Origin of the sequence: Bacillus cereus group sp. N11 (genome assembly GCF_016483605.1) — a bacterium.
Taxonomy (GTDB): domain Bacteria; phylum Bacillota; class Bacilli; order Bacillales; family Bacillaceae_G; genus Bacillus_A; species Bacillus_A toyonensis.
Genome location: NZ_JAEHBN010000001.1, coordinates 234,096 through 254,628, shown reverse-complemented (window position 1 = coordinate 254,628; position 20,533 = coordinate 234,096). Strand labels below are relative to the sequence as shown.

Sequence of the window (20,533 nt, the reverse complement as noted above, 5' to 3'; positions counted from 1 at the left end):
ATTAAAAACTGGTTCCTTTCCATCATCCTCTTGTAAAACCAGTTCTTCAAATAAAGATTTTTGTTCTTTTGAAACAGAATAATACTATTTAAAGTTTGATTTTCTAAATAGATATAATACACTAGAACAGTATAAAAAAGTATGTACAATGAATTTCGAATGTAAAGGAAGATTATTATGTCAGTTATCGATAAATTGAAACTTAATAAGTATACGAATATGGTTGTTATTAACGAACCAAGTGATTATGACATTTTCACAGGTAAAGAAACTGCATATTCAAAAGAACACGATGCTATTTTTATTTTTGTTGAAACGCTTGATGAAATGGTGAAACAAACGAATTTTATTATTAGTAATGAAGCATTATTACTTGAAAAAGGTTATATCTTTTTCGCATATCCGAAAAAAGGTAATGCTCGTTACAGTACGTTTATTCACCGCGATGAGATGTTTCCAGCATTAAGCGTTGGAGAAGATGGCTATGTAGGAGAAAGCGAAATTAAATTTGCTCGAATGGTAAGTATGGATGACGTCTTTACTGTTGTAGGCTTAAAGCGTGAAAAGAAAAAAGCGACGAAAACGCCTGCTATGAGTCAATGTGTTGCCGATTATGCAGGTCGAATTAAAGATGTTGAAGCTTTATTAGCTAATCATCCAAATGAACTTAAGTTTTATCAAAGTTTAACTCCTGGATATCAAAAAGATTGGGCACGTAATTTATTTTCAGTGAAACAAGAAAAAACACGTGAAAAACGCCTTGAGAAAATGATTGAAATCCTTTCACAAGGCTATAAAACAATTGAATTATTCCGTAAGCAGAAGAAATAACGATTAGGAAAGTCACAATGGTGAAATAATTAATTGCGATGAGTACATTGAAAAAAGGATTCCTTCTATTATACTTAAGAATGTTCTTATATTTATATAATTAGCAAAGAGAAAAGGTGTTTGAAATGAAATCGTATATTGTAGTTGGATCTGGAATTTTAGGAGCGTCTACTGCTTATCATCTGGCTAAGGCTGGTGCGAATGTTACTATCGTGGATCGCCAACAATTAGGGCAAGCCACTGATGCAGCAGCAGGTATAGTATGTCCATGGCTTTCACAACGTCGTAATAAAGCGTGGTATAAAATCGTTAAAGGCGGTGCGCGTTACTATTCGTCGTTAATTCAACAATTAGAAGAAGACGGTGAAACGGATACAGGATACAACCGTGTAGGTGCAATTAGTTTACATACTGACGAGAAAAAACTAGATCAAATGGAAGAGCGAGCTTATAAACGACGTGAAGATGCACCAGAGATTGGTGAAATTACGCGTTTATCAGCTGAAGAAACGAAAAAATTATTCCCGGCATTATCAGAAGAATATAGTTCTGTTCATATTAGTGGTGCTGCAAGAGTAAACGGAAGATTATTACGCAACGCATTAATAAGCGCTGCGAAAAAACATGGTGCAACTTTTTTAAAAGGCGATGCAGTATTAGTCCGTGAAGGGAATCATATTACGGGTGTTAAAGTAAATGATGAAACAATTTTAGCAGAAAAAGTTATTGTAACTGCAGGTGCATGGGCGAATGAAATATTAAACCCATTAGGAATTAATTTCTTAGTTACGTTCCAAAAAGGACAAATTGTTCACCTGCAAATGGAAAATACAGCAACAGAAAATATGCCAGTTGTTATGCCGCCAAACGATCAATACATTTTAACATTTGATAATGGTCATGTCGTAATTGGTGCGACACATGAAAACGACACTGGTTTTGATCATCGTGTAACAGCAGGTGGTTTACATGAAGTATTCCATAAAGCATTAGCAGTTGCACCTGGTTTAGAAAATGCTACAATGCTTGAAACAAGAGTTGGATTCAGACCATTCACGCCTGGATTCTTACCTGTTATTGGCCCACTACCTAACTTTGAAGGTATTCTCGTTGCGAATGGATTAGGAGCTTCAGGTTTAACGGCTGGTCCATATTTAGGATCTGAATTAGCTAAACTAGCGCTAGGACAACCAATTGAATTAGATTTAAATGATTATGACGTTGCTGGTGCAATTGAATAATAAAAAAGATTAGGAGCGAATCCTAATCTTTTTTATTTATAAATATTTTTTGTAATTATATCACTATCAATTCCAAAACGGGATATTTTGAATAAATGAAACCGTCAAAATAATTGTTGATGCGGAACCGGCCGTTAATAAAGTTACTATTTTTCGTCCATTCTGTTCTTTTGAAGGTTTTATAAGTTCTGTAATCAACACAATCCATATTATTATAGAAACTATAGAAATAATATTTATAGACATATGTAACACACTCCTTCTTGTTTTTACATGGACATTTCTTCTTTTGTAAAATAAAAGCAATAGGATAAGAAAATATGTACAGCGTTACAAATTAGTATTTTCCTGTCAGACCTCCTTTTTTAAATAGAAATACGACTGATAAAATGATAACAACAGCTTTCAAACTGCCCCAATATGGATAAACAGCATGATCTGTTAAACTAGCATATTGAAAAATATTCTCTTAACCGAAAATCCCAATTATGACCGCTAAAAGGAATGAAGCTGATCCAAACTTCTCATTACGATAGAGGATAAATAAATACACTGCGAAAATTAGTGGTAAGATGATTTGTAGTACGATTGTCATCGTTGGTCCCCCTAGATTGTATATACTTATATTATATGCAAAATTGTAATAAAAAGGAATATCGTTTATTTAATACTAATAGAACTACTCTTATCATATTCTTCTATAAAAAGAAGCAAAAGGGGTGTAAAGTTAATTGACAAAAATTCAAGTTAGTTTACGGCCCATTGTTCATAATATAAATTTACCGACTGTGATGAAAACCACTATACTTCCGGGTGATTCAACTGAAAGACTATTTGTCGCAACTCAATTAGGAGAGATTTTTTACATAGGAGACGGAGCGATAAAGACATTTTTAAATATTCGTAATCGGATTATTAAATTAGGCACATCTGAAGAAGGCGTTTCTAGTAGTGGCTATGATGAGCGAGGGTTACTAGGACTAGCGTTTCATCCACAATTTAATCATAACGGTTTATTTTACCTTCATTATTCAGTAGCTGGAACTCAAGGGGCTGGTGCGCTTTCAGAACAATTTAAACCGAATCCTTGTGACCCTAAATCTTTAAACTTAAAGTGGGTAAATAGAGATGCTCAATATGACCATATTGATGCAATTGAGGAATGGATTTTACAATCAAACGGTCAACCTGAAAAACGAAGAACATTACTTAATATAAGAAGGCCATTTTTCAATCATAACGGCGTTAATAGTTTAAATTTTTCACCGGAGACTGGAAAACTTGTTTTTACAAATGGAGATGGTGGATCAGGTTATGACCCATTTAATTTAAGCCAAGATGATTTAGAAATAGCAGGTAAAATCATTGAAATCGATGTAAGTAAAAATACAATCATACATAATCCTCCAGTAGTAACGCGCTTTAATGAACTTCCTTTATCTATACAAGAAACCCTTACAGTAATTGCGAAAGGTGTTCGAAATATAACCGGTATTACATTCCAAAGGTTTTATAATCTATATATCAAATACGCTGGAAATGTCGGACAGGATATCGTAGAGTCGATTTTCTCGTTTGTTCATTATAAATCAATTCCGGTTACAGAACTTGTTCAAACGTATTTAATGAGTTCTACTCCTAATCAAGAAGGATTTCTTAATTTTGGTTGGCGAGGATGGGAAGGAGATTTACCAACCTCTTTTATAAGACACTGTTCTGAGAATCCTACTTTGGATGAGAGGATAATGGCTTATTATGATGAAACAATCCAAACATCAGTGAAGCGTATTCAGCCTCTTATTAGTTATTTCCATAAAGACTCTAGACCGGATAAATTTGGAGGAACTTCACTTACAGGAGTTCAGCCATATATGGGGACTGCAATTCCAAATTTAACAGGTAGTGTCGTATTTACTGACCTCGCTAAGAAAGAAGATTCTCGTCCTCCAGTTAAAGGTGTTTTAGCATATACTAGAGCCGGTACAGACGGTAAACATAATGACTTTCATGTTATTGAAACCAATTATGATTTTGGTACGCAAGCAGCTTATTATATGAGTTTAGGAGCAAATTTGGATCAAACTAAATTATATTTAGGTGTTTACGGTTCTATGAAAGTATCTGATTTTAACAAAGGTACTATTTATGAGATTGTTCCTTGATATGATATAAACTCTCAGTCTACATTCTTCAAAATGCACGACCTGTCGTCTCCCTAAAAATACTACTATGAATAAATGACTCCTGGATAGTGAGTCATAACCAGGCAGAAAGTAACACATAAACAAAAAGTGTATGAATAATATAGAAAGTGATGAATGAGGTATCTTTAGGGGGTATTTTGATGAATCGGTTTGTACGTTATTGGTATCAACTGATGATAGAGCATGACGCGAACTTTGTTCATAAAAGAAAGTTGTCCCTTGTAAATAAGTTAGCAATGACAGCTTTAATGAGCGCATTGGCCACCATGTTTCAAGTAGCTGGGAACTTAATTCCTGGTATAGGATTACTCATTAGTCCATTTGCGACGTTACCTATTTTCTTTGCTATTTGTTATTCTATTCGTGAGGGAATACTTTCTTATGTTCTAACTATTTTTCTATTATTTATTATTCAACCAAGCGAACTATTTGTTTTCCCTTTTACTACTGGCTTATTAGGTATAGCGTTAGGAGTATCCTTTTCAAGATTAAGGAGGAGAATATGGGTTGTTTCCTTTTCTGCGATATGCCTACTTATAGGTATTATGATCATTCTCGATATTTTCCGTTTTCCAGTACTTGGCCCTACTGTTCATACAACTTTAGACATAAAAATTATTTTATCAATCTTTGTACTGAGCTTTCTTTACTGCTGGATCTATGCAGGTTTTTGTAGAATAATATTGAATAGAGTATATAAAGTATTGTATTAATCATGTCATATAATAGTTTTAGACGAATATATGTTGTGATGATATATAAATTCAAAAAGAAGCAATTCACATGATAAAGTTATTGTTTAACACCAAAATACATTTACAATATAAGCTGTTCTCGTATATTTTCATAGATTGGAGAATTCATTCATGACTAACGTTGCGATTAGAAGGCCGAATTTGGATGATTTAGAGGAACTTCACTTGTTTTTCCGTATAGTTATTACGGATACATATAAAAATGAAGGATTATCACAATTATTGGATGACATAGAAAATGAAATTAACTCGAAAAAGCAATATTTAAAAGATGATTTTGATAGTAATGGAGAAAATCGTTACTTTTTATTAGCGATAGATACAAATAACGATAAAATGATTGGAACAATTGAAATTGGTCCAGCAAGTACATTGATTACTAGTTGTACAGGCGGTGTACTTAAGGATTTGTATGAAATAGGAACTGTATTTATACTTCCTGAGTATCAAAGAAAGGGTATAGGGAGTTTACTATTACATGCAATGCATCTTACATTACTTAGCAGAGGAATAGCAGAATACTGTTTAGATAGTGGATACAAAAAAGCACAAAGTATATGGACAAAGAAGTTTGGAGAACCTAGTTATGTACTGAAGGATTATTGGGGAAAATCAAGTGATCATATGATTTGGAAGAAGAGTTTACATGATACACCTATAATATTTGAATTATAAAATGAAATATGCCTCTGGACATAGCTTTTCTTACGTATGTATGCTATTATTTATCTTTATAATAAAAGAGGACGTGAATGAACTTGATTAAAATTAATATTCCTGAAGCTGATGTTTCAATTACTGAACGTAAACAAGTTATTAAAGGAGACGAGGCAATCATTACTCCAATTAATGGTTTTATCGATTTCCACTTGTTCCCTAGAGATAAAGGCGGCATTTTTATGTTTTACAATATTAATGACGAACTGCTTTTCGTAGGTAAAGCTCGTAAAATTAGACAACGTATTAAAAAACACTTTGAAGACAATGTTTCACCAATTAAAAATCATCGTGACGAAGTATACCGTATTGATGCATGTATCGTAGAAGATCCAACAGAAAGAGAAATTTACGAAACATATATCATTAATGAATACAAAGCAAAATATAACGTTGATAAAGTATTCTATAAATAAGCAACATAAACGAAAAACAATCCTAGCATTTATACTGGGATTGTTTTTTTATTTAGCTTTATTCTTCATTTCTTTCTCCTTTTTTAAAATAATTAGCAGCAATTAAACAGAAAACCCCTATAAATAAAATTATTATTCCGAGCGTTTTATGTTTTCCTTCAAAGAAAGGAATGTCTGAAATAACATTAGTCATACATAATCCTAAAAACACAAGGATAGGTCCCACCCAAAGTAATACATTGCCGAATTTTGTGTGCCTCCACATATTAACCCACCTCGACTCTCTTTACATATATATCCATAATTTAAAAGTAAATTCATAGAGAAATATAGTTTTTTTCATATCGAAAATTTAACCTTCATATATTGGTACAAGCAAACGAGAAAGGAGACCATCATGAATTGGTTAGAAGCATTTATTTTAGGTATAATTCAAGGGTTAACAGAGTTTTTACCGATTAGTAGTACAGGGCACCTTTATTTAGGACGGCATTTGTTTCAATTAGATGAAGCGGGATTGTTTTTAGATACGACGCTGCATATTGGGACTTTGCTTGCCGTGTTTATTTATTACAAAAAAGAATTTATATATTTAATGAAAAATCCATTTTCAAAGCTTATGTTATTACTTATCGTTGGGACGATACCTGCGGTTGTAATCGGTTTATTATTTAAAGACTTCTTTGAAGATATTTCAAAAACAGGCATTACCATCGGTTGGGAGTTTTTAGTGACAGGTTTCTTTCTATATATGGCCGATAAACAAAAGGATGGTCGTAAAAAAATGGACGACATTACATATAAAGATGCATTTATCATTGGTTCATTTCAAGCGGCTGCTATTTTCCCGGCAATTTCTCGCTCTGGAATGACGATTGTCGCTGCTTTATGGAGAAAACTAGACCGTGAAACAGCAGCATACTTTTCTTTTTTATTATCTACGCCAGCAATAGTCGGAGCAATCATCTTGCAATTTATAGATGTTTTTCAAGGGAAAGCAGAATCTATTTCTAGTACATCATTAATTGTCGGAACGTTATCAGCAGCTTTCTTTGGTTACATAGCAGTTTCATGGATGATTCAATATTTAAAACGTCATTCCTTAAAAGTATTCGCGTATTACGTATGGGGATTAGGTATTTTAATTTTAACGTTGCAATTTACTCATGTATTTTAATTATAATGATAAAGAAGCAATGTAATTAAGGTCCTGTTTCATTTATACACGACAGGATCTCTTTTTATTAAGGGGGAGAATATGTTTAATAAGGCTATTGTTATTGGTGGAAGTATGGCGGGAAAGTTTGCAGCAAAGGCATTATCAACTTCTTTTAAAGAAGTAATCATTTTAGAAGTCGGTGACAAATGGGATGGAAAAGCTTCAAGAAAAAGAGTTCCACAAAGCGATCATCCTCACGTGTTATTAAAAGGTGGAGAAAAAGCAATTGAAGAATTGTTTCCTACTATTACGAATGAATTAATAAAAGCGGGCAGTATTATAAATAACTTTACGCGTGATTTGAAATGGCATCAATTTGGTCTATGGAAACAACCATTCATAGGGGAAGTTCATATGATTCAACAAAGTCGTCCTTTATTAGAATGGCATATTCAAAAACGAATTGATCAAATTTCAAATATTACTATTACATATAAAACATTAGTTAATGGGTTATTAGTAGATGGGAAGCTTAACAAAGTGTGTGGAGTAAAAGTTAAATATTTAGAGACAGGCATGCAAGAAGAAGTTCATGCAGATATTGTAATTGATGCAAGTGGATTTGGCTCAAAAAGTATGGAGTGGCTACGAGAATACGAAATTGAAGTACAAGAAGAGAAAGTTCGTATCGATTTATTTTACGCAACAAAAATGTTCCAACTTAAAGAAAATGAGGAGTTAGACTGTTGTAATATGCTAATGTCTCCGAGTTTCCCTGAAAACCCTTATGGCGTTCTTATTCAAACGATTGAAGATAATCGTTATTTTGTTACTTTCAGTGGATACGCAAATGAGAAAGCACCACAAACAGATGATGAGTTTTATGATTTTGCTGAAAACCTATCAATTTCTAATGTTACAGACTTCCTAAACAAGGCTGAGGGAATTACTGATATAAAGACATACAAAATTCCCTATCAAGTACGCCGGCGATTTGATTTAGTTAACAATGTACCAGAAGGGTTGTTAGTAGTTGGAGATGCACAATGTCGTTTTGATCCTGTTTTCGGTCAAGGTGTTTCAGTTGCTGCTATGGAAGCTCACCAATTGCAATTACTTTTGCAAAGTAGAAAACAGCTCGATAAAACATTTACACAACAATTTTATAAAAAGACAGCTGACATAATAGAAATCCCTTGGGATATGACAACAACGGAAATATCACGTCACCCGCAGCTAAAGAGAGAATTAACTACGAAACAAAAATTTCAGCTATGGTATACGAAACAAATATATCGACTTTCCGCAAGTGATTCTGATGTTTATATTCGGTTAGTACGAGTGATGAATTTAATTCGTAGTCCATTTCACCTTTTTCATCCGAAAGTGCTACTAGCTGTATTACTTAATCGAAAGAAATAGCAGGAATATAATTGATTAAAAAAGAATGTATAACAGTTAGTAAATCAAGAAGGAGAATACGGGATGGAAATATACATAGAGCAACTAAAAAAACAAGATGCTGCGGATTTATTTACATTTGAACTTACGAATAAATCTTTTTTTGAAACGATGGTACCAAATCGTGGTTCGCAATATTTCGATTTTGAATATTTTCAAAAACTATTAGACGATTTATTAATAGAACAGGCAGATGGAAGTTCTTATTTTTATTTAATTCGTAATGAAGAAAAAGAAATTGTAGGACGAATTAACTTAGTAAATATAGATACCGAAACTCGAATCAGTTCGTTAGGTTATCGAGTCGGAGAAAAATTCACTAAAAAAGGAGTTGCAACAGCAGCTGTAAAATTAATTTTAGACGTAGCGAAAAATAATGAAATTAATGAGGTTCATGCTAAAACAACGACTAATAATCTTGCATCACAAATTGTACTAGAAAAAAGCGGATTTTCTTTTAAAAATGAAGCAGATACAACTTCTGTAGACTTAAACGGAGAACGTGTAAATTTTGTACATTATATTTGCAGAACTACTTCGTGTTCAAAATAATAGGGGGGACTTATTCATGAATGATTTACGATATCCAATTGGCCAATTTACATACAAGCGTCCTATTACTGAGGAAATGATTGATAAATGGATTCAAGAAATTGAGGATGTACCTACTGATTTAGCAAAGGCAATTAAAGATTTAGATCAGAAGCAGTTAGACACACCGTATCGCGTTGGTGGATGGACAGTTCGTCAAGTTGTTCATCACGTTGTTGATAGCCATATGAATAGTTACATACGCTTTAAATTAGCACTAACAGAAAAGAATCCAACTATTAAACCGTATAAAGAAGAAAAATGGGCAGAATTACCAGATTCGAAACTACCTGTAGATGTTTCACTAGTAATGCTAGATTCATTACATAAAAGATGGGTTAACCTTTTATATTCATTAGAACCTACTGATTTAGAAAAGACATTTAATCATCCTGAATCTGGTGAAACAAAACTGGCTGTTGCAATTGGACTATACGCATGGCACGGTCGTCATCATACAGCTCATATTACTTCATTAAGAAAGCGTCTAGATTGGTAAGATGAATATTATACTAAAAAGAGCAACTGAGAAAGATGCACTGGACATATTTACAATGCAAATTACATCATTTTATCCGTTATTAGAGAAGTATCAAGATTATGAGACGAGTCCAGCAAATGAGCCGATTCAACGAACGATGACAAGAATAAAATACCCAAATGGTGGATTTTATAAAATTATAGTAGATGGTCAGTTTGTTGGGGCAATGTGTATATATCATAAAGAAAAAACAAATCAATTTTGGATAAGTCCTATGTTCATACATCCAGAGTTTCAAGGAAACGGAATTGCTCAAAAAATATTATTATTAATTGAGGAGATGTTTCCTGAAGCGATGAGTTGGGAACTTGCTACTATTTTAGAAGAAGAGAGAAATTGTTTTTTATATGAAAAGATAGGTTATAAAAGAACAGAAGTTATAAAGAAATTAAATGATAAAGCTACACTTATTTATTACAAAAAAGAAAGGTAAAGCATTAGAAGTACGCTTTACCTTTTTATGTTAATAGAGATTAAATATACAAAAATATTGTATATACTTCCAAAATATTCGGGTTAGTAATTTCATAAATGAATAAAAATACAAAATAACTATTTTGTCGTATATATTACTAACGCTTTTTGAATGCTTAAAATACTATCGTCACCTTTAAATTCTTTTGCAATTGGATCATCCATACTAGACACCCAAATTTTAAGCTCTGCATCTAAATCAAAATGCCCAGCTGTTTCAATGCTAAATTGTGTAATACTTTTATAAGGAATAGAATGATACTCTGTTTTTTTACCTGATATTCCTTGTTTATCTACTAAAATAAGACGACGATTTGTAAATACGATTAAATCGCGAATTAATTTATAAGCATGCTCAACTTTCTCATCGTCTAGCATAATCTTCTCTAAATCACGTTCTACACTTTCTGTACTCGCATTCGATGCATTTCCTAAAATACCGCTAAATAAGCCCATATGAAATTCCTCCTTTAATATATGTGGGATGTGTTACTTATATTGTACCATGCTACTTACTAAGAAATTATGACATTACTTTAGTAGTTTCTGGTTATTGTTGCAATTCAATTATATAACCTCATCTTAAAATCTTGTGCTAATATGTAAGTAAGAAAAAAGGAGTAGAGGGATATAGCATGAAGAATATTGGTTTAGTATTAGAGGGCGGAGGAATGAAAGGTTTATATACTGCAGGAGTACTCGAATATTTCATGGAACAAAACTTATTCTTTCCGTATGTAGTCGGTGTATCTGCTGGAGCGTGTATGGGAGCAACCTATTTGTCACGTCAAAAAGGAAGGAATAAGAAAGTAAATACAGAGCTAGTAGCAGATCACAGATATATATCTTATCGAAATTTAATCCGAAAACGTGAATTATTTGGTATGGATTTTCTATTTGACGAAGTACCAAACAAGATTGTACCTTTTGATTTTCAAACTTTCCTACATTCAAATGAACAGTTTGTAATTGGAACGACCGATTGCGATTCAGGACAGGCTGTTTATTATAATAAAAAGGAACATGGAAATGATATTTTAAAAATCATTCGTGCATCAAGCTCTGTACCGTTTATAGCACCTGCTGTAGAATATGATAATCGAAAATTGTTAGATGGAGGAATTATAGATCCTGTACCAATTTTGAAAGCGCAAAATGATGGTTATGAAAAGAATGTTGTTATTATGACAAAACCAGAAGGATATGAGAAGCAGCGAAATAAATTTTCTGGCCTGGCTAAAATTTTATATAGAAAATATCCGAAAATCGCAGAGACTTTAGTAGAGCATTATCGTTTTTATAATGAGACGATATCTTATATGAATCAAAAAGAACAAAAAGAAAATTTTTATGTTATTCAGCCTAGCGTACAACTTCCTATAAGCGGAATAGAAAGAAATAAGGAAAAGCTTGTTAATCTATATAATCTTGGGTATATCGATGCTCAATATCACTATGAAAACTTATTAAATTGGATAGAGAAATAAAGGAGTGGGTATTTGAAGTTAGGAAAACAAGTTATGTTTAATGAATTGCAAAAAATGCATAGTCCTCTATATAAACCATTTCCGAATTGTGACATTCAAAAAATACGGAAAGATTATAAAAATATGTTCACAGAAGATGATTGTATAAGCGCTGATTTAAATTATTATTGGATGCATACAGCAGGGACTTTGAGTTACGTACTTAATGAAAACGAAAAGGAGATTTCGTTTGAGCAAATAAAGTGGCTGAGAAAATCATTTTTCGAATGGTTTCCGCAATATCGTTCTATAGAAACAGAAATTGTGAAGTATCCCGTTTTGTATAGAGATTTCATGAAATATGAGAAAGCGCGAAAACTATTACTATATTATCTTACTGAATAAAAATTAAAACGTACAAATTATGCTGCTTGTGCGTTTTTTTTTTCATAAAAAATACAATTTTAATACCTTGTTTATATAGGGATTCTAATACGAAGAAAGAAGTACATATAGAATGATGTAAGGGAGGGAGAGGCGCTTAGATACCGTTTTCCTTTAATCCATTATCCATCTAGAAAAATTGAAACATATTCTTTTCATAGTTCAATTTTAAATAACACACGTAAAATTCATATTTATACGCCTCATGATTATTCTCACACTTCACATCTTCAAGAACTTCTCATTGTGTTTGATGGGAATTCTTTCGTTAATAACCTTTCAATCACAAGAACACTTAATTATTTAATATACGAAAAAGAAATCCCATCTTGTATTGCTGTTGCTATAGAACCAGTTGATCGACTAGAAGAGCTAACTTATAACGATAAAATGAATGCATTTTTAACGGAGGAATTACTTTCGTGGATTCACGCTAAGTATCGTGTGCATCAAGAAGCGAAACATACAACAATTGCCGGTTTCAGTCTTGGTGGCTTAGCAGCTTTTTATGCAGCGCTTCAAAATCCACATGTTTTCGGAAACGTGTTGTCAATGTCTGAATCCGTGCATTGGAAAAAGGATGGTTATGAAAATCAAATTCCTTGGACTGAAAATCAAATTTCATCTATAGATTTCAATACGAGTCAACCTCATTTTTACATAGCAGCAGGAGAACTTGAAAACAAACCTCTTTTAACAGCTAATAGACGCCTGTATAAAGCTTTAAAAGAAAAAGGATACCAAATTACTTATGAAGAGTTTCAAGGCGGTCATGACGGTGTTTGGTGGCGAGAAAAGTTATTTGATGGGTTGAAAGCATTAAAACCTACAAAAACGCTACTATAAAATATAAAAGGGAGAGATTTTATGAATCAAGAAGAACTAGATAAAAAACTAAAAAAGCAAGAGATTTTAGTAAAAGATGAGAAAGTTTGGTCCTATACGTATGAGGATCATATTAGTTCTATCGTTAAAGAAGCAGAAAAGAAAGGGTCTTTTGATAATTTGCCAGGTAAAGGGAAACCTCTAAATCTAGATAAAGATCTTTCGTATAATCCTGAAAAACAACTGTATAGAACTTTGAAAAATAATCATGTTTTACCTAGGTGGATTGAGCTTTCAAAGGAAATTGATGATTTAAAAGAAAGGCTAAAAGAAACTACAAATACTGCAGAAGCAGCGGATTTAATTCGAACTATTAATAAAAAGGTTTTAGAACATAATCTACTTTGTCCACCAAGTGCGCAAAAAACGAGGATGAAAACGGACTTTTAACAATTTTCAATGAAGCTATCTCTTACTATATAATTAAGTAAGGCATTTTCAATTCATTATTAAAGGGAGGCAAATGTGATGAAGAATACGTATCAACTTCAAATTCCGAAAGAACTAGAACAGTATCGTAGTATTTTAGAAGAAAGTGTGAAACCGTATGTTAAAGTTTCTGGAACATTAGCAGAGACAACTCTTTTTGAGAGTAAGTTTGGTGGTCATCCGTATTTACCTATAGATCAAGAGCATCCTAAAGACTCAAATGGGCAACCGATGATGCTACTTGCTCAATTAAACTTTGAAGAAATGCCTCATATTGAATATATGCCTCAAAATGGTATGTTACAGTTTTTCGTAAGTGCTGATGATGAGCTTTTTGGAGCAGATTTTGATCATCCAACTGACCAAAAAGACTTTCGAATTATGTATCATTCTACAATTACAGAAGATTTAACTAAGGTTATTACTGATTTCAGTTATTTAAACACTTTAGATTCAGAGGATTTTATCATACCTGAAGCAGCAAAACTAAAGTTTGAATTGAATTATCAACCAGTAACATCTAGAGATTATCGATTTGAAATGATTTTTAACGATAACATTGATTGGGAAGAAATCGTTGATAAAGAAAACAATACAGAATTAGGCGAACTGTATGATGATTTATGCGAAGATCAAGGGCATAAAATTGGTGGTTATCCATTTTTTACACAGACAGATCCAAGAAAATGGCAAGAAAAATACAAACAGCATGATGTTTTATTGCTGCAAATCGATACAGACGACTCATTACATATTATGTGGGGAGATTCTGGTGTTGCTAATTTCTTTATAAAGAAAGATGATTTGTTAAATCTAGATTTTTCCAATGTTATTTACAATTGGGATTGCTACTAAAAAGATATATATAATCTAATAGCAAGTTAAAAAATCTTCCTGAAGGTGAGGAAGATTTTTTTATGTTACAAATAAACGTTATGTTAACTAGCGTATAGAACAATAAGCGCATTAAAAGTCAAGCATAAATGATAGAAATAACAACAAATAAAGTAAAGCTGTAAAACGTGTGTAAATAGCAATAAATTGAATAAGTAAAACATAAAATAAAATTATTAATTTATATTTTGTATAGAAATAATTTTTATGCAGAAAAATTTCTTGTCGATTAAAAATGATTTGGATTCGTTAAATCTTAAGCAATTATTGATTAGGATTTGCTGTGATGGATTTATAGCAACATAAACAATAAAAACTGCAAAAATGCGTTTAGATACGATTTTATGTGAATCTCACTGAAAATCTCTGTCTCGTCTCATTAAGTATAGTTTACTTGGTTTTTGATACCTGATATTACTTTGTTTCTATAACTGCCTATAATATATATTATGTCAACTAATAAAAAGTAATAAACTTATTAAATATTAGTATTATTTTTTTATACTCCCCTTTTCTTTGTTTGTACGTGATTGATTAGTTCGTTACTTTTAAATCAGTGCAATTTGTTTGACTTTGCATTTATAATTTATATGTTCTTGAAAATGCTTTTTAATTAAAGAACAAGTTGCTTTGAGAATGATTAATATATGTTTATTTATTAGTTTGCTACAGCAATTGCTTCGATTTCAATTACTAATTCGTCGTGAATTAGTTTGTTAACTTCTACAGCTGAACTTGCTGGTGGATTGTTTGTATTGATATACTGATCACATATTTCTCTATCTATCGCCATTTTTGAAATGACTGTTAGAAAAAATGTTAATTTTATAACCTCATTAAAGTTTAATCCGGAAGATTCAAAAGTAGTCTTTATATTTTCAAATACTTGTCTTATTTGTAAACTTAAATCGTTAATTCCAACTATTCGACCATCAGTATTTATAGCGATTTTTCCAGATATATACGGTCCGTTTGGTGTTGCTAACCTCGACTATATGTGAATATCCAAAAGTGGCTGGCATCGTTTCTGGATTCAAAAATTTCTTTTGCAATAAACAATCTTCTAATATGTTATATCATAAAAGAATTCTTACTTATTAGTATATTATTCTTCTTTTTGCTGAAAAATAGTGTATTTACGCTCTAAATACAATCCTTTATCTTTATAAATCCACTTTGAAAATTTATTAACATTTTCTTTACCACTAAGGTATATGCGATATTGTTTTACTTTGTCAACAAAACTCAATTGGAATTTATTATTCTCAAGTATACCTTTAAAAGAATTCATAAAATTATATGATCCACCAACGAAGCTAACAAAGTATTTATGAGAGTTTACATGTCCATCCCCATCAAAATACCCACGAACAAAATGATGTAAATATTCTTCTGGTACAAAAGGAAATTCGATGTTACATGATTTACACGGCATGATTCCGTGTATGTTCATAATGTCGTCTTTTATTGTTTTACTATTAATGTTTAGCATATATACGCCAGTTTTTTTATTTTGGTAAAGTGGCTGGTTTGTGTTTAGTTCTTTTTTAATATCTTCTAAAATGTCACTTTCTTTTTGTGAGATACTGACACATTGGTTTTCTTTTTGGATTACACCATCTGCTGCTATAAACCCTAAAATATAAGCCATGTTATTTGACCACGTTTTAAAATAATCTTCTATTATGTCATACTTTCTCCTCCAGCTCCCTATAGCGCGCCTAGGAACGTTGTTGTCTGTTAGAACCATACGAATATACCTTGCAGACACATTAGCAAGCATAGCAATTTCTGAGGTACTCTTCCCTTCTGCATACAGCTGGATGATTTCAGATTTTGATAGTTTACATTTTGACTTCTTTTTTCTCTCTATTTGCATCTACATCCTCTCCTTCCTATTGTTCATTAGAGACATATTCTCTTCTATAACATACAACGGAACATATGTTCTCGGATTCTTATAAGAGGAATTTTACTAAATTAAAATAATTTACATTTACTTCATATTAGTTTTATCTGCTGCTGAATAAATTCTATTTTATATATACGAATAATGAATTTGACGAATTTATGAAATGTACTGCATGTAAGATGAAAGGTAAAATGATATAGTTTAAAATACAAATAGCTACAATAACAACATACGTATATTGTTAAACGTAAAAAGGAGAACCAATGAATAAGAAATATACAAATCAAATTCATACTGATATGAGTTTTAAACCGAAAGATATTATAGGTTTAATGACGGATTATTTTAAAATGAAATCAAAGCTGCGTCCTATAAAGGATTTACCTATCGTTTTATCAAATAAAGACGATGAATCTTTAGAGAGTGTTACATGGTTTGGCCATTCTGCGTCTCTTTTAAAAGTAGAAGGTAAAAAGCTGTTATTAGATCCTATGCTTGGTGATGCATCTTCTCCATTTCCTATTTTTAATAGTAAGCGGTATAGTGGTGTGTTTTCTTTAGAACGTGAAGACCTTCAAGAAATTGATGCGATTATCATTTCACATAATCACTATGACCACTTAAATTATAAAAGTATTATGGAGTTAAAAGATCGTACGAAGCATTTTTACGTTCCGACGGGAGTTGCACAATATCTTATTAAATGGGGTGTTTCACCTAGTAAGATTAGTGAGCATAAATGGTGGGATGAAATTACGTTTGATACTATTAAGTTAGTATGCGCTCCTGCAAGACATTTCTCTGGACGAAGTATGACAGATAGAGATCGTTCGTTATGGTGTTCATGGCTTATTCTTGGTCAAGAAACTAAAGTCTTCTTTAGTGGTGATAGCGGATATGCTCCTCACTTTAAAGAAATTGGTGATAAATACGGTCCATTTGATCTTACTTTAATGGAATGCGGGCAATATGATACACGTTGGTCTGCTATTCATATGTTGCCAGAAGAGACGGTACAAGCTCATATTGACGTTAAAGGAGAATTACTACTTCCGATTCATTGGGGTGCTTTTACATTAGCGTTGCATGAATGGAGCGATCCAATTGAACGCGTTACGAAAGAAGCAAAACGTTTAGGAGTTACAGTTGCAACGCCACAAATTGGTGAATCAATTACATTAAAATCTACAAACTATCTTTCATCAACTTGGTGGCGCGAAGTTTAATTGTATATGTAAAAAAGAGCGAACCTTTTTATAAGGGATTCGCTCTTTTTGTAATTAGGTTTCTTTGCATTTAAGCGCACCTATTAGTTAAAAATTATCCGCTCTTTTATGTTAAAAGATTTACTTCTTTAAAAATATTTCTTAAATAATTACATCTGCTTCTTCCTATTAAATTTGCTGTCCAACATAACCAATTCTTCATTCCTATAATCTATTAATTTATGATTAGATAATACAAAATTGTGCTCTAATATGAATTCATTATGAAGTACTTCAGGTAATAATTTAGGTAACATCTCTCCTACACCGTAATTATAGTCGCTTAATATCCAAGACACACTTTTCCAATCTAAAATCCCTTCGGATACTTTTTTAGGTGTATCATATGTAACTTCATTTTGTAGTTCTACCACATAAACATACATGCCACCAGAGTATGAAAAGTCTTCCCACTTAACAATTCCTTTAAATTGAATTTGATTTTGCTTAACATCTATATCAGTCTCTTCTTTTATTTCACGAATTGCACTTGCTAAAGGTGTTTCTCCCGGTTCTATCTTCCCTCCTACCCCGTTCCATAATCCTTTTACAGGGTCATATTCTCTATTTAGCATCAGTATTTCTTCATTTCTTTTTATAAAGCATAAAGTGTGCTTGTGCATAATGTAAGTCCTTCCTTTGTTCCTAATAAGCTCTTACTGGCGATATAAGATGTACTGCGGCAGTTTGCTCTCCTGCTTCGATTAATATCGGTCTCATTGAACCACCAAAACTTAAAGTAACCATTTCTTCTGTTATTGCCCTTAAAGCATCTACCATAAATCGTCCGTCGAAAGATATATTTAATTGTTTTTCACCTTGAATCGCATCTACTTGTTGTGTTTCAGCTATTTTACCAATCTGAGAAGCGTTAGAAGAAATTTTAATTGTGGATTCATTGATGATTTCTAAGTTGACGTTGTTATTTGCCCATTCACTTGCTAATAAGCTCGATCGATCTACACCTTGTAAAATCTTTTTTCTTTCTACGTTAATAACCGTTTGAAATTCATTTGGAATGAGATTAGATATATTAGGATATTTCCCTTCAATGAGTCTTGAATATAACGTAGTTGTTCCGAATGTAAAAATAACGTGACTGTCTGAAAGGTATATGTATACGAATTCCGTATGACTGTTCATTAATTTTAGAAGTTCACTAATGGTTGCGCTTGGTACGATACAATTTGCTTTCGCATCTGAAGAAATTAGCGTTTCACGTATAGCTAGTCTATGCGAGTCAGTAGCAGCGCAAACTAACTTATTATGATCTAACTCTATATGTACTCCGGTGAGAACAGGTCTGGATTCGTTTTTAGCTACTGCAAAGACAGTTTGTTTAAACACTTCAATCAATTGTTCTGTTTCTACTTGTATTTCTGCATGATCCTCTATAAGTGGTACATTCGGAAACTCATTTGCTGGAAGTCCATTTAAGTTTAATGTAATTTCTTCTGATTGTATCGTAATGATTTGTTCATTCTTACTTTTTATTACTATATCACTTGGCATTTTCTTTATAATTTCAATGAAATATTTTGCAGGTACAACAATAGATCCTGCTTGTAATATAGTTGCAATCTGTTCGTCTTCGATTGAATTAGGTATAAATTTTTTAATAAAAACATTCGAGTTACTTGCGATTAAAGTAATTCCAGATTGATCGGCTGTTATTTTGATACCAGATAATATAGGAATTAAAACTTTTGTAGATATAGCTTTACTTACTTCTGAAAGTGCTTGAGTGATATGTTTGTGATTAACGATAAACTCCATGTTTTTCCCCGCCTTAAATGAAATGATTTATTTATAAAGATTGATGAACGATTGTTCCGTTAAAAAAGTAAGGTACTGTTTCTTTCCTTTGTAAAAAATCTAGTAACTGTTCAGGTATACGTAAATACGGTGCTGCTATATGTAATTCCATCCAAGTAATCTCTTCGATTTCTTTTGGACGGGATATATATGTCTCTCCGCCGATTATTTCACCTAAAAAATTAAAGAAAATGGCATGATGGCCTCTCTCCTCGAAAAAGGCTTCGCTTATGGAACAAATCCCCTTTACAGTTATATGTAGCCCTGTTTCTTCTTTTACTTCCCGAATGACTGCCTCTTCTAACGTTTCCCCAAATTTAACTGCGCCACCTGGTAATGTGTAATAAGATCCATTTTTCCCTTTGTTTTTTACCATTAAGATTTTTTCGTTCGTTTTATCGTACAAAAGCGCGTATGTAACATTAACCTTTTTCATATTTACCCCTTTATTAATAAGAATTTTCTGTCTCTATTTCATTTTACCAGATACATACAAATTAAAAAGAACGTATTTTGATATAGATGATTCAAAATACGTTCTTTTCAATTCATTAAATTTTATATATTGAGATTAATTAATTCCATACACTTTATAACCTTTTCTCTAAATAATAATGATTATGTCCTTTTGGATGATCTTCACTCACTCCAATTACTTTAAATCCATGTTTTTTATAAAAATCCGGAGCTTGAAAGCTAAACGTATCTAAGTTGATTAGCCTACATCCTTTTTCAATTGCAAATTCTTCGATAAGTTTTATTAATTTACTTCCGTATCCTTCGTGTCTGCATTCTTCAGAAACCCATAGGAAATCAACATGTACATGGTGCCAAAATGTTATAGCTGTTATACCTCCTACTATTTCCTCTTTTTCATTTTTCACTATAAAACTAACCTTTTCTGAAGGAGCTTTCTCTTCATTTGAAAGATGTTTTTGATTATATTCAATTACTTTTTCTCGTATGTAATTACTATCTTCTTGAACCCATTGTTTTACTATCTTCATTTTACATATCACGCTCCTTTTATTTT

At 32.1% G+C, this 20,533-nt stretch carries 24 protein-coding genes and 3 pseudogenes; 17 read left to right on the top strand and 10 right to left on the bottom strand.

Translation table 11 applies throughout. From position 1 onward, the window contains the following. Positions 1–177 precede the first annotated feature (177 nt). On the top strand, positions 178–831 hold the full coding sequence (locus JDS98_RS01305; protein WP_000110851.1) for a YdeI/OmpD-associated family protein: 654 nt from the start codon (positions 178–180) through the stop codon (positions 829–831). 125 nt (positions 832–956) lie between these two features. Then, the gene (locus JDS98_RS01300) at positions 957–2,072 is read left to right on the top strand and encodes an NAD(P)/FAD-dependent oxidoreductase (RefSeq protein ID WP_033663300.1); all 1,116 of its coding nucleotides are present in this window, start codon (positions 957–959) and stop codon (positions 2,070–2,072) included. 66 nt (positions 2,073–2,138) lie between these two features. On the opposite strand, the gene JDS98_RS01295 is transcribed toward JDS98_RS01300, so the two are convergent. Then, on the bottom strand, positions 2,139–2,318 hold the full coding sequence (locus JDS98_RS01295; RefSeq protein WP_140158463.1) for a hypothetical protein: 180 nt from the start codon (positions 2,316–2,318) through the stop codon (positions 2,139–2,141). Positions 2,319–2,409: 91 nt separating this feature from the next. Next, positions 2,410–2,667, bottom strand: a pseudogene (locus JDS98_RS01290) (hypothetical protein). 136 nt (positions 2,668–2,803) lie between these two features. On the opposite strand from JDS98_RS01290, the gene JDS98_RS01285 reads away from it, so the two are divergent. The 4 genes from JDS98_RS01285 to JDS98_RS01270 all read left to right on the top strand — a co-directional run bounded on the left by JDS98_RS01285 (position 2,804) and on the right by JDS98_RS01270 (position 6,164). Then, positions 2,804–4,234, top strand: coding sequence for a PQQ-dependent sugar dehydrogenase (locus JDS98_RS01285; RefSeq protein WP_097958640.1), 1,431 nt, complete (start codon positions 2,804–2,806; stop codon positions 4,232–4,234). Between the two features lie 182 nt (positions 4,235–4,416). Continuing rightward, positions 4,417–4,989, top strand: a complete 573-nt coding sequence (locus tag JDS98_RS01280) for a YybS family protein (protein ID WP_097958639.1) — start codon at positions 4,417–4,419, stop codon at positions 4,987–4,989. Between the two features lie 153 nt (positions 4,990–5,142). Further along, positions 5,143–5,706, top strand: coding sequence for a GNAT family N-acetyltransferase (locus JDS98_RS01275; protein WP_199633463.1), 564 nt, complete (start codon positions 5,143–5,145; stop codon positions 5,704–5,706). Between the two features lie 77 nt (positions 5,707–5,783). Continuing rightward, positions 5,784–6,164: a nucleotide excision repair endonuclease gene (locus JDS98_RS01270; protein ID WP_001048938.1), complete on the top strand. Its 381-nt coding sequence runs from the start codon at positions 5,784–5,786 to the stop codon at positions 6,162–6,164. Between the two features lie 58 nt (positions 6,165–6,222). On the opposite strand, the gene JDS98_RS01265 is transcribed toward JDS98_RS01270, so the two are convergent. Next, positions 6,223–6,429 carry a hypothetical protein gene (locus JDS98_RS01265; protein WP_000269008.1) on the bottom strand — a complete coding sequence of 69 codons (207 nt, stop codon included), beginning with the start codon at positions 6,427–6,429 and terminating at the stop codon, positions 6,223–6,225. A gap of 132 nt (positions 6,430–6,561) precedes the next feature. Between JDS98_RS01265 and JDS98_RS01260 the strand changes: the two genes are divergently transcribed. The 5 genes from JDS98_RS01260 to JDS98_RS01240 all read left to right on the top strand — a co-directional run bounded on the left by JDS98_RS01260 (position 6,562) and on the right by JDS98_RS01240 (position 10,349). Next, positions 6,562–7,341 carry an undecaprenyl-diphosphate phosphatase gene (locus tag JDS98_RS01260; protein WP_001104286.1) on the top strand — a complete coding sequence of 260 codons (780 nt, stop codon included), beginning with the start codon at positions 6,562–6,564 and terminating at the stop codon, positions 7,339–7,341. Positions 7,342–7,422: 81 nt separating this feature from the next. Then, positions 7,423–8,745: an NAD(P)/FAD-dependent oxidoreductase gene (locus JDS98_RS01255; RefSeq protein WP_000482067.1), complete on the top strand. Its 1,323-nt coding sequence runs from the start codon at positions 7,423–7,425 to the stop codon at positions 8,743–8,745. Between the two features lie 63 nt (positions 8,746–8,808). Then, the gene (locus JDS98_RS01250; protein ID WP_000409230.1) at positions 8,809–9,336 is read left to right on the top strand and encodes a GNAT family N-acetyltransferase; all 528 of its coding nucleotides are present in this window, start codon (positions 8,809–8,811) and stop codon (positions 9,334–9,336) included. A gap of 16 nt (positions 9,337–9,352) precedes the next feature. Continuing rightward, positions 9,353–9,874 (top strand): YfiT family bacillithiol transferase, encoded by a 522-nt coding sequence (locus JDS98_RS01245; RefSeq protein ID WP_000999060.1) that lies wholly within the window; start codon positions 9,353–9,355, stop codon positions 9,872–9,874. 1 nt (position 9,875) lies between these two features. Next, the gene (locus tag JDS98_RS01240) at positions 9,876–10,349 is read left to right on the top strand and encodes a GNAT family N-acetyltransferase (RefSeq protein ID WP_199633462.1); all 474 of its coding nucleotides are present in this window, start codon (positions 9,876–9,878) and stop codon (positions 10,347–10,349) included. Between the two features lie 119 nt (positions 10,350–10,468). On the opposite strand, the gene JDS98_RS01235 is transcribed toward JDS98_RS01240, so the two are convergent. After that, positions 10,469–10,846: a PH domain-containing protein gene (locus tag JDS98_RS01235; protein WP_000522466.1), complete on the bottom strand. Its 378-nt coding sequence runs from the start codon at positions 10,844–10,846 to the stop codon at positions 10,469–10,471. Between the two features lie 179 nt (positions 10,847–11,025). On the opposite strand from JDS98_RS01235, the gene JDS98_RS01230 reads away from it, so the two are divergent. The 5 genes and pseudogenes from JDS98_RS01230 to JDS98_RS01215 all read left to right on the top strand — a co-directional run bounded on the left by JDS98_RS01230 (position 11,026) and on the right by JDS98_RS01215 (position 14,469). Next, the gene (locus JDS98_RS01230; protein ID WP_097958634.1) at positions 11,026–11,877 is read left to right on the top strand and encodes a patatin-like phospholipase family protein; all 852 of its coding nucleotides are present in this window, start codon (positions 11,026–11,028) and stop codon (positions 11,875–11,877) included. 12 nt (positions 11,878–11,889) lie between these two features. Then, positions 11,890–12,261: a YxiJ-like family protein gene (locus JDS98_RS01225; protein ID WP_199633461.1), complete on the top strand. Its 372-nt coding sequence runs from the start codon at positions 11,890–11,892 to the stop codon at positions 12,259–12,261. 144 nt (positions 12,262–12,405) lie between these two features. Further along, positions 12,406–13,146 (top strand): annotated as a pseudogene (locus tag JDS98_RS30055) (alpha/beta hydrolase); the annotation flags it as partial. A 21-nt stretch (positions 13,147–13,167) separates the two neighbouring features. Further along, positions 13,168–13,575, top strand: coding sequence for a DnaJ family domain-containing protein (locus tag JDS98_RS30050; protein ID WP_001070918.1), 408 nt, complete (start codon positions 13,168–13,170; stop codon positions 13,573–13,575). Between the two features lie 78 nt (positions 13,576–13,653). Beyond that, entirely contained in the window at positions 13,654–14,469 is an 816-nt protein-coding gene (locus tag JDS98_RS01215) for a YwqG family protein (RefSeq protein WP_199633460.1), read from the top strand. Positions 14,470–15,166: 697 nt separating this feature from the next. Here JDS98_RS01215 and JDS98_RS01210 read toward each other — a convergent pair. Then, positions 15,167–15,560 (bottom strand): annotated as a pseudogene (locus JDS98_RS01210) (RidA family protein). Positions 15,561–15,613: 53 nt separating this feature from the next. Continuing rightward, entirely contained in the window at positions 15,614–16,387 is a 774-nt protein-coding gene (locus tag JDS98_RS01205) for an LAGLIDADG family homing endonuclease (protein ID WP_199633459.1), read from the bottom strand. Between the two features lie 296 nt (positions 16,388–16,683). On the opposite strand from JDS98_RS01205, the gene JDS98_RS01200 reads away from it, so the two are divergent. Continuing rightward, on the top strand, positions 16,684–17,646 hold the full coding sequence (locus JDS98_RS01200; protein ID WP_098001112.1) for an MBL fold metallo-hydrolase: 963 nt from the start codon (positions 16,684–16,686) through the stop codon (positions 17,644–17,646). Between the two features lie 149 nt (positions 17,647–17,795). On the opposite strand, the gene JDS98_RS01195 is transcribed toward JDS98_RS01200, so the two are convergent. The 4 genes from JDS98_RS01195 to JDS98_RS01180 form a co-directional block, all read right to left on the bottom strand. Then, positions 17,796–18,308, bottom strand: coding sequence for an NUDIX hydrolase (locus JDS98_RS01195; RefSeq protein ID WP_097958630.1), 513 nt, complete (start codon positions 18,306–18,308; stop codon positions 17,796–17,798). 22 nt (positions 18,309–18,330) lie between these two features. Next, positions 18,331–19,461 carry a DNA polymerase III subunit beta gene (gene dnaN, locus JDS98_RS01190; RefSeq protein ID WP_199633458.1) on the bottom strand — a complete coding sequence of 377 codons (1,131 nt, stop codon included), beginning with the start codon at positions 19,459–19,461 and terminating at the stop codon, positions 18,331–18,333. Positions 19,462–19,492: 31 nt separating this feature from the next. Then, positions 19,493–19,936, bottom strand: a complete 444-nt coding sequence (locus JDS98_RS01185) for an NUDIX hydrolase (RefSeq protein ID WP_000757632.1) — start codon at positions 19,934–19,936, stop codon at positions 19,493–19,495. Positions 19,937–20,090: 154 nt separating this feature from the next. Beyond that, positions 20,091–20,507, bottom strand: coding sequence for a GNAT family N-acetyltransferase (locus JDS98_RS01180; RefSeq protein ID WP_000706730.1), 417 nt, complete (start codon positions 20,505–20,507; stop codon positions 20,091–20,093). Between the last annotated feature and the right edge of the window lie 26 nt (positions 20,508–20,533).

Bases quoted from the DNA above. Each gene is read 5' to 3' on its own strand.
- JDS98_RS01305 (WP_000110851.1), top strand. From the start codon at position 178: ATGTCAGTTATCGATAAATTGAAACTTAATAAGTATACGAATATGGTT.
- JDS98_RS01300 (WP_033663300.1), top strand. From the start codon at position 957: ATGAAATCGTATATTGTAGTTGGATCTGGAATTTTAGGAGCGTCTACT.
- JDS98_RS01295 (WP_140158463.1), bottom strand. From the start codon at position 2,318: ATGTCTATAAATATTATTTCTATAGTTTCTATAATAATATGGATTGTG.
- JDS98_RS01280 (WP_097958639.1), top strand. From the start codon at position 4,417: ATGAATCGGTTTGTACGTTATTGGTATCAACTGATGATAGAGCATGAC.
- JDS98_RS01275 (WP_199633463.1), top strand. From the start codon at position 5,143: ATGACTAACGTTGCGATTAGAAGGCCGAATTTGGATGATTTAGAGGAA.
- JDS98_RS01270 (WP_001048938.1), top strand. From the start codon at position 5,784: ATGAACTTGATTAAAATTAATATTCCTGAAGCTGATGTTTCAATTACT.
- JDS98_RS01265 (WP_000269008.1), bottom strand. From the start codon at position 6,429: ATGTGGAGGCACACAAAATTCGGCAATGTATTACTTTGGGTGGGACCT.
- JDS98_RS01260 (WP_001104286.1), top strand. From the start codon at position 6,562: ATGAATTGGTTAGAAGCATTTATTTTAGGTATAATTCAAGGGTTAACA.
- JDS98_RS01255 (WP_000482067.1), top strand. From the start codon at position 7,423: ATGTTTAATAAGGCTATTGTTATTGGTGGAAGTATGGCGGGAAAGTTT.
- JDS98_RS01250 (WP_000409230.1), top strand. From the start codon at position 8,809: ATGGAAATATACATAGAGCAACTAAAAAAACAAGATGCTGCGGATTTA.
- JDS98_RS01245 (WP_000999060.1), top strand. From the start codon at position 9,353: ATGAATGATTTACGATATCCAATTGGCCAATTTACATACAAGCGTCCT.
- JDS98_RS01240 (WP_199633462.1), top strand. From the start codon at position 9,876: ATGAATATTATACTAAAAAGAGCAACTGAGAAAGATGCACTGGACATA.
- JDS98_RS01235 (WP_000522466.1), bottom strand. From the start codon at position 10,846: ATGGGCTTATTTAGCGGTATTTTAGGAAATGCATCGAATGCGAGTACA.
- JDS98_RS01230 (WP_097958634.1), top strand. From the start codon at position 11,026: ATGAAGAATATTGGTTTAGTATTAGAGGGCGGAGGAATGAAAGGTTTA.
- JDS98_RS30050 (WP_001070918.1), top strand. From the start codon at position 13,168: ATGAATCAAGAAGAACTAGATAAAAAACTAAAAAAGCAAGAGATTTTA.
- JDS98_RS01215 (WP_199633460.1), top strand. From the start codon at position 13,654: ATGAAGAATACGTATCAACTTCAAATTCCGAAAGAACTAGAACAGTAT.
- JDS98_RS01205 (WP_199633459.1), bottom strand. From the start codon at position 16,387: ATGCAAATAGAGAGAAAAAAGAAGTCAAAATGTAAACTATCAAAATCT.
- JDS98_RS01200 (WP_098001112.1), top strand. From the start codon at position 16,684: ATGAATAAGAAATATACAAATCAAATTCATACTGATATGAGTTTTAAA.
- JDS98_RS01195 (WP_097958630.1), bottom strand. From the start codon at position 18,308: ATGCACAAGCACACTTTATGCTTTATAAAAAGAAATGAAGAAATACTG.
- dnaN (WP_199633458.1), bottom strand. From the start codon at position 19,461: ATGGAGTTTATCGTTAATCACAAACATATCACTCAAGCACTTTCAGAA.
- JDS98_RS01185 (WP_000757632.1), bottom strand. From the start codon at position 19,936: ATGAAAAAGGTTAATGTTACATACGCGCTTTTGTACGATAAAACGAAC.
- JDS98_RS01180 (WP_000706730.1), bottom strand. From the start codon at position 20,507: ATGAAGATAGTAAAACAATGGGTTCAAGAAGATAGTAATTACATACGA.